The sequence below is a fragment of the Corynebacterium sp. 13CS0277 genome, from assembly GCF_002994655.1.
Classification (GTDB): Bacteria; Actinomycetota; Actinomycetes; order Mycobacteriales; family Mycobacteriaceae; genus Corynebacterium.
This window is the reverse complement of sequence record NZ_PPDL01000019.1, coordinates 71,452-77,451: the sequence shown is the minus strand read 5'-3', so window position 1 is coordinate 77,451 and position 6,000 is coordinate 71,452. Positions and strand designations below refer to the sequence as shown.

The following is a 6,000-nucleotide window of genomic DNA, read 5'->3' as shown; positions in this document are numbered from 1 at the left end:
GCTCGGTAGTGGTGGTGGCGGTTGTCATGTCAAGACCTTCTCAAGCTCAGATTTTGCTTACAGGGTATGACACTGCCCACCCTTAATGCGACAACCCACCCGCTCGCACGCACTGAATTGCGCGAAGCCTAGCCCTCAGGCCCAGAACTTGGTGAGTTTCAATAAAATCACAGTGACCACGACCGCCCCCACCTCAAGCGGGAGGAACCAGTAATGTTTGACGGCTATCTTTATTTCGGCTTCGGCAAAGACTCCCTGTTTGACCGAATCGCCGATTTCCTCTTCGAGCTCTTCTCAAGCGTCCTGGGGCGCTCCTTCGTGACATACGAGTCCGCGAGGGCTCTCACGATCATGCTTTTCCTTCTGCCCTTCTTCCTACTTGGCGTTCTGTTCCTTGGGTGGAAGCGAGCCAGCGTGGTCACGATGCTCTTTCTCCTCGGTACAGCTTCCACAGTTGCAACCGGGACGTCGAACTTTTTTGGGATTCTTCTTTTGCCATACCCATTCTACGGCGCGTTCATTTTCGGATTCGTCAGCATTGTGGGATGGCTGCATTTCTGGCGAGCCAGGAGAAAATCCCACACACAGCAGCACCTCACACCCGTAGTGCACGGCAGCGTCAAGTCACCTATACAATTACAGCATCGACGTAGAAAAACGTTGGCCAATCCCTAGCATCATCCGGAGCCCATGATCACATTCATTCTTACTAGCCTTCCCGGCGCAAATTTGCACTTCCTCTTCGAATTCTTGACGCGCCCCTTGGGGTTCATGGATGCCATTCCTCTCGCAGCGATCGTCGTCACCTTGACTGTGTTGATGAAGGCCTACTCCCGCCGCTACCGCCGGCTGGACGTCACAGCGGTATCCTGCCTGGCAGCGTGCACCATCGGCGCGGTGTACTTCGCAATCGCTTTCGTCGACGTCGTATTTTTGCTTTTACGCCCGCAGCTCAGCTTCGCCGCCGTTGTCGTCGGCGTGTTCCTGGGCACGGCAGTCTTGCTGGTTGATTTTGTCAAGGACCGTTTCCTGCGCTCGTCCCGTCCTCGGCACAGCCGCGTCGAGTCTTCCCCTTCCGCCGAGATCCCCACGGACGCATGTCCGCGCCGAAACTCGTAGCGGGGTTGCCCTCAACGACAGGCGTTTCAGGCGCCACCGCAGGGCGGGAGTAGTGCCCAGCCCGCCCCGGCGCGCCCTATGGCAGAGGTGCCCCCGTGCCCGAGCGTGGGGCGTCAGTCCGCGAAGGCGCGATCCCGCAGATCGCGGCGGGCCTGCTCGAGGGCAATGAGGTCAGCGAAGAGACTGTTGTAGGCCAATTCGTCTTCGCTGGGGCGCATGCGTTCCAGTTGGGATTTCAGCAGGGCAATCTGGTTGCCGACGCGGGCTTCCTGCAGGCGGGACAGCACTTTGTCGGTGTAGTTGGGGAGGCCTTCCTCATCGACCCGGATGGGTTCCACGGCGAGTTCGCTGATGAACGTCCGCCCAATGAGGTCGTGCATTTCGCCCGCGACGGCGGCCAACCAGTCCACGTTCTCGTGGTGCCCTTCGCACCCGCCGGCCGCGTCGATCGCTTTCCGCACCGCCAGGTAGGCGGGGTGGGTGAAGCACTCCTCGTCAAGCCCGTCGAAGTAGGCGCCGGCGAAGCCGGGCCACTGCAGGGCCAGCTTGAGTGATTCGCGCTGCGGCCACAGGTAGGAGTCGTTCGGGTTCGGGGTGACGAACTGCGGCTCCTGGGCAGGTGTCCCCGTAGCCGTGTCCTGGATACGGCGGCTACGAAGGGGTTCCTTCTTCTGCGGGTTGCGGGCCGCCTGCCGGACTTCGCGCACCACGTCGGCGGTTTCCTGCCAGCCCACCCAGCCCGCCAACTGGCGGGCGTACTCGTCTCTCAGTGCGGCATCGTGGATGCCGGCGACCACCGGCACTGCGCGGCGCAGAGCCTGGCGGCGACCGTCAGTGTGCTCCAGGGGGAAACCGGAGATGAGGTTGCGCACCACGAACTCGAACATGGGGATGCGGCGGGCAATGAGATCCCGCACGGCGGCGTCGCCGTGCGCCAGGCGCAAATCGCAGGGATCCATGCCGTTCGGTGCCACCGTCACGTAGGACTGGCCAGTGAACTGCTGGTCGCCCTCAAAAGCCCGCAGGGCTGCCTTCTGGCCGGCCTCATCGCCGTCGAAGGTGTAGATGAGCTCCCCACGGAAGTACGTGTCGTCCAGCATGAGCCGGCGCAGCATCTGCAGGTGCTCGTCACCGAAGGCGGTGCCGCAGGCCGCCACCGCCGTCGTGATGCCCGCCGCGTGGCAGGCCATGACGTCGGTGTAGCCCTCCACCACCACAGCCTGGTGGCTGCTGGCAATGTCCTTCTTCGCCATGTCGAGGCCGAAGAGCACCTTCGACTTCTTGTACAGCAGAGTCTCCGGGGTGTTCATGTACTTGCCGAGCTTGTCGTCATCGAAGAGCTTGCGGGCACCGAAACCAATGACCTCACCGGAGATGTTCTTAATAGGCCACAGTAGCCGCCGGTGGAAACGATCAATCGGGCCCCGTTTACCCATCGTGGTCAGGCCCGCGGCCTGCAGCTCCTCGAAGGTGAAACCTTTGCCCATCAAGTACTTCGTGGCGGTATCCCACCCCGCCGGGGCGTAGCCGCACCCGAACTCGTGGGCGTGGCTCGCGGAGAACCCGCGTTCCGTGAGGAAGTTCCGCGCCACCGCCGCATCCTCGCCCTCCAGGCGGGCCTTGTAGAACTCGAAGGCGTGCTTGTTGGCCGCCAGCAGCCGCCGGCGGGTGCCGGGCTCCTCCCGGCGTCCCGGGCCACCACCCTCATAGTTGATCTGGTAGCCGATGCGCTCCGCGCACATCTCCACCGCCTCGGGGAAGGTGACGTGCTCCATCTCAATGAGGAAGGTGTAAACGTCACCGCCCTTGCCCGTGGAGAAGCAGTGGAAGTATCCCCGGTTGGGGCGCACGTGGAAGGACGGAGTCTTTTCGTCTTTGAACGGCGACAGCCCTTTAAGCGAGTCGGCCCCCGCCGGCTTGAGCTGCACGTACTCGCCGACGACTTCTTCGATGGGGGTGCGCTCGCGGATCGCTTGGATGTCCTGCTCCGGTATCCGTCCTTTCGCCATACCGGATAAGAGTACGCGACATGAAAAGATAGTGCCCATGGATAGTCAACAGCGCAGTCAGCGCCCGGCCCGCCGCCCCGGGCTACTCGCCGGCCTCGGCACCGTCGTCCTCGCCGCCGTGGGCGCCTACCTGGGCTTTGGTGGCGATTCCGCTGACTCGGAGGCAGCCCGCCCCAGCAGCGCGACCGCCACCACGACAGCCGCCGCGACCACTGCGGCCGACGGGCAGCGCGCTCCTGCGGCCTCTGCCGCCTCCCCTGCGACGCCCACGGCGAAGCCGAAGCCCACCGCGAAGCCGAAGCCCACTTCCGCCCCGGAGGACGGCAGCACGGGCAACGCCAAGGACACCGCCCAGGGCACGGCCAAGGGCTCTGCCCAAGGCACGAACGAGGACACCGCCCAGGGCGCGCAGGCGCGCGCCCCGAAGGGAATGGACACCTGTCCCCTGGGCACCCTGCCCAAGCAGGCAGCGAGTGTTGCCGCCGACATCACCCACGGCGGGCCTTTTGCCTACCCCGACAACGACGGGGTGCGCTTCGGTAACTACGAAAACGTGCTCCCCCGCAAATCCCGTAACTACTACCGGGAGTACACGGTCGACACCCCAGGGGTCGGCCACCGTGGTGCGCGCCGCATCGTCACCGGCGGTGGAACCGCCACTGATCCTGAGGTGTGGTTCTACACCTCCGACCACTACGACAGTTTCTGCTTCATCCCCGATGCGGAAGACGTCGTTGCGAGGGAAGGCCGCTAAGCATGAGCGCTACGAACACCAACGCCTCTGAGCCCACAGCACAGGGCACTGCAACAAACACCACGACAACCAGCACTTCATCATCGCCCGCCGGTTCGTGCTGCGGCGGGCAGTGTGGTGGCTTCACGCTGCCCGCAGTGGTCAGACTCGCGGAGCCGGTGGCAAGCAAAGCGCAGTTCTTGCGTGCCCTCTACCGGGCAGCAGTGCTGCCCATGGGTGAACCGCAGAATTACGATGCGCTCGCCGACTATTGCCGTGAACTCCACCAGGCAGGCCTCCGCAAGGTCCTCGCCGAGGAATGGGGGCTTGACCCCCAGGACACGGTGATTGTGTGCGAGATCTTCCGCGAAGCAGGAATTTCCCTGGTGCTCTACCCCACTGTGTAGGGCACGGAAGGTACGCAGCTTCGCCACTCGCGTCGCCGTCACCGCCCCCCAGCACACTATTCGTCGGGCCACCCCAGCCCGTAGAGCACAGACGCCGCCACCCCAAGCAGGGTGACGGCGTCGTCTTCATCCTCAAGGTGAGTGGCAGCCGGGCAACAGGCTGCCTTTCCACTCACCTGATCAGCGCTGAGTGCCCTTAAGGCACAGCAGAGTTCGCTGAGGGGAATTCTGAATTAGAAGCGGGGCAGACCCGGAATGCCACCGGGCTGGCTGTTGAGGAATGCACCCACACCAGCAATCAGAGCGCCGATGAGAGCAAGGATCCCGAGGATGCCGAAGGTGGAGCTGCCCTCAGCACCGGGCTTCTTGGCGGCCTGCGCCTTACGAGCGTCCTCGGCCTTCCGGGCCTCTTCTTCAGCAGCCTTACGGGCTTCTTCCGCCTTACGAGCCTCTTCCTCGGCGGCCTTGCGTGCTTCTTCTTCAGCCGCCTTGCGGGCCGCCTCGGCCTTGCGAGCCTCCTCAGCCTTACGCGCTTCCTCCGCCTTACGGGCCTCTTCAGCCTTGCGGGCCTCTTCAGCCTTGCGCGCTTCCTCGGCTTTGCGGGCTTCCTCGGCCTTGCGAGCCTCTTCAGCCTTACGGGCCTCCTCTTCAGCCGCCTTGCGAGCCTCTTCAGCCTTGCGAGCCTCTTCAGCCTTACGGGCCTCCTCTTCAGCCGCCTTGCGAGCCTCTTCAGCCTTACGGGCTTCCTCAGCCTTACGGGCCTCCTCTTCAGCCGCCTTGCGAGCCTCTTCAGCTTTACGGGCTTCCTCAGCCTTACGGGCCTCCTCTTCAGCCGCCTTGCGAGCCTCTTCAGCCTTGCGGGCTTCCTCGGCCTTGCGAGCCTCCTCAGCCTTACGGGCCTCCTCTTCAGCCGCCTTACGGGCCGCCTCGGCTTCGCGGGCTTCGTCCGCAGCCTTGGCGTCACGAATCATCACGACGCACTGGGCAACACGGACAGGACCAGTTGCGCGGTTGAAGCGCTCGAGCTTCGCTTCGTAATCCGGGTGTTTTTCGAGGACGTCGGCGAGGATGAACTTCAGAGTTGGCGAATAGACTCGCGGACCTGAATTATTCCCGTCATGACGAGGATTTCCGCCGCCAACGCTCCCATATGCAACGTGAATGGTCCTATACGGGAAGTGCATGTATTCCTTACTGAACGCTTCAGCTTCCTTCTCCGTCAGCGGATTGTGGTTCTGTACACCAGCGACGAACTTCGTGTAGTCAGAACCCGACGTTTCAGCCCAATCCTGCAGAACGGCACCCGGAAGAAAATACGTGCTTTCCAAGGAATCCAGCCCAGCCTCCTCCGTAGCCACCCGGTGCTTGATCCAAAATGCCCCAGAGCTCATCTTTCCCCGCTCATAGGCGGCAACGTCTTCCTTAACAGCTTCCTTGAGCTGCGGGTAGCGGCGTTCAAGTTCCTTGCGGATCTCATCGGCGATCTGGCTAGATTCAGCCAGAATGGCATCTTCGAGCTTCTTGTCGGCAGGGTCGAACTTCACGTCGCACTCGTAGCCAGACTTGGCATCACCGATGAGCTTGAGGGATGCGTCGGCGTGGGCGGCGGGGGCGACGGCGAGCTGGGCCACGAGGGCAGCCGACAACAGGCCAGCGGTCTTGGCGCTGCGAGACATAGAGACTCCTGTTCTCTGAAACGACGGGGAAGCACAGTGCGACGCAGGTTTTTGGT

The 6,000-nt window shown here is 63.0% G+C and carries 5 protein-coding genes and 1 pseudogene; 4 read left to right on the top strand and 2 right to left on the bottom strand.

Translation table 11 applies throughout. The annotated features are described in order from the left end of the window. Positions 1–213: 213 nt before the first annotated feature. Entirely contained in the window at positions 214–675 is a 462-nt protein-coding gene (locus C1Y63_RS09230; RefSeq protein ID WP_106016161.1) for a hypothetical protein, read from the top strand. A 15-nt stretch (positions 676–690) separates the two neighbouring features. After that, a complete protein-coding gene (locus C1Y63_RS09225) occupies positions 691–1,119 on the top strand; it encodes a hypothetical protein (protein ID WP_106016160.1) in 429 nt (142 codons plus the stop codon). 113 nt (positions 1,120–1,232) lie between these two features. Here the strand turns inward: C1Y63_RS09225 and dnaG are convergent, their stop codons facing one another. Beyond that, positions 1,233–3,128, bottom strand: a complete 1,896-nt coding sequence (dnaG, locus tag C1Y63_RS09220) for a DNA primase (protein WP_106016159.1) — start codon at positions 3,126–3,128, stop codon at positions 1,233–1,235. 448 nt (positions 3,129–3,576) lie between these two features. On the opposite strand from dnaG, the pseudogene C1Y63_RS13080 reads away from it, so the two are divergent. Then, positions 3,577–3,882 (top strand): annotated as a pseudogene (locus C1Y63_RS13080) (ribonuclease domain-containing protein); the annotation flags it as partial. A 2-nt stretch (positions 3,883–3,884) separates the two neighbouring features. After that, the gene (locus C1Y63_RS12700; RefSeq protein ID WP_158256137.1) at positions 3,885–4,268 is read left to right on the top strand and encodes a hypothetical protein; all 384 of its coding nucleotides are present in this window, start codon (positions 3,885–3,887) and stop codon (positions 4,266–4,268) included. Between the two features lie 233 nt (positions 4,269–4,501). Here the strand turns inward: C1Y63_RS12700 and C1Y63_RS12865 are convergent, their stop codons facing one another. Beyond that, positions 4,502–5,944, bottom strand: a complete 1,443-nt coding sequence (locus tag C1Y63_RS12865) for a hypothetical protein (RefSeq protein WP_199189097.1) — start codon at positions 5,942–5,944, stop codon at positions 4,502–4,504. Between the last annotated feature and the right edge of the window lie 56 nt (positions 5,945–6,000).

What these genes read in the sequence shown, in the direction of transcription:
- dnaG (WP_106016159.1), bottom strand. Translation starts at nt 3,128, where the DNA reads ATGGCGAAAGGACGGATACCGGAGCAGGACATCCAAGCGATCCGCGAG.
- C1Y63_RS09230 (WP_106016161.1), top strand. Translation starts at nt 214, where the DNA reads ATGTTTGACGGCTATCTTTATTTCGGCTTCGGCAAAGACTCCCTGTTT.
- C1Y63_RS09225 (WP_106016160.1), top strand. Translation starts at nt 691, where the DNA reads ATGATCACATTCATTCTTACTAGCCTTCCCGGCGCAAATTTGCACTTC.
- C1Y63_RS12865 (WP_199189097.1), bottom strand. Translation starts at nt 5,944, where the DNA reads ATGTCTCGCAGCGCCAAGACCGCTGGCCTGTTGTCGGCTGCCCTCGTG.
- C1Y63_RS12700 (WP_158256137.1), top strand. Translation starts at nt 3,885, where the DNA reads ATGAGCGCTACGAACACCAACGCCTCTGAGCCCACAGCACAGGGCACT.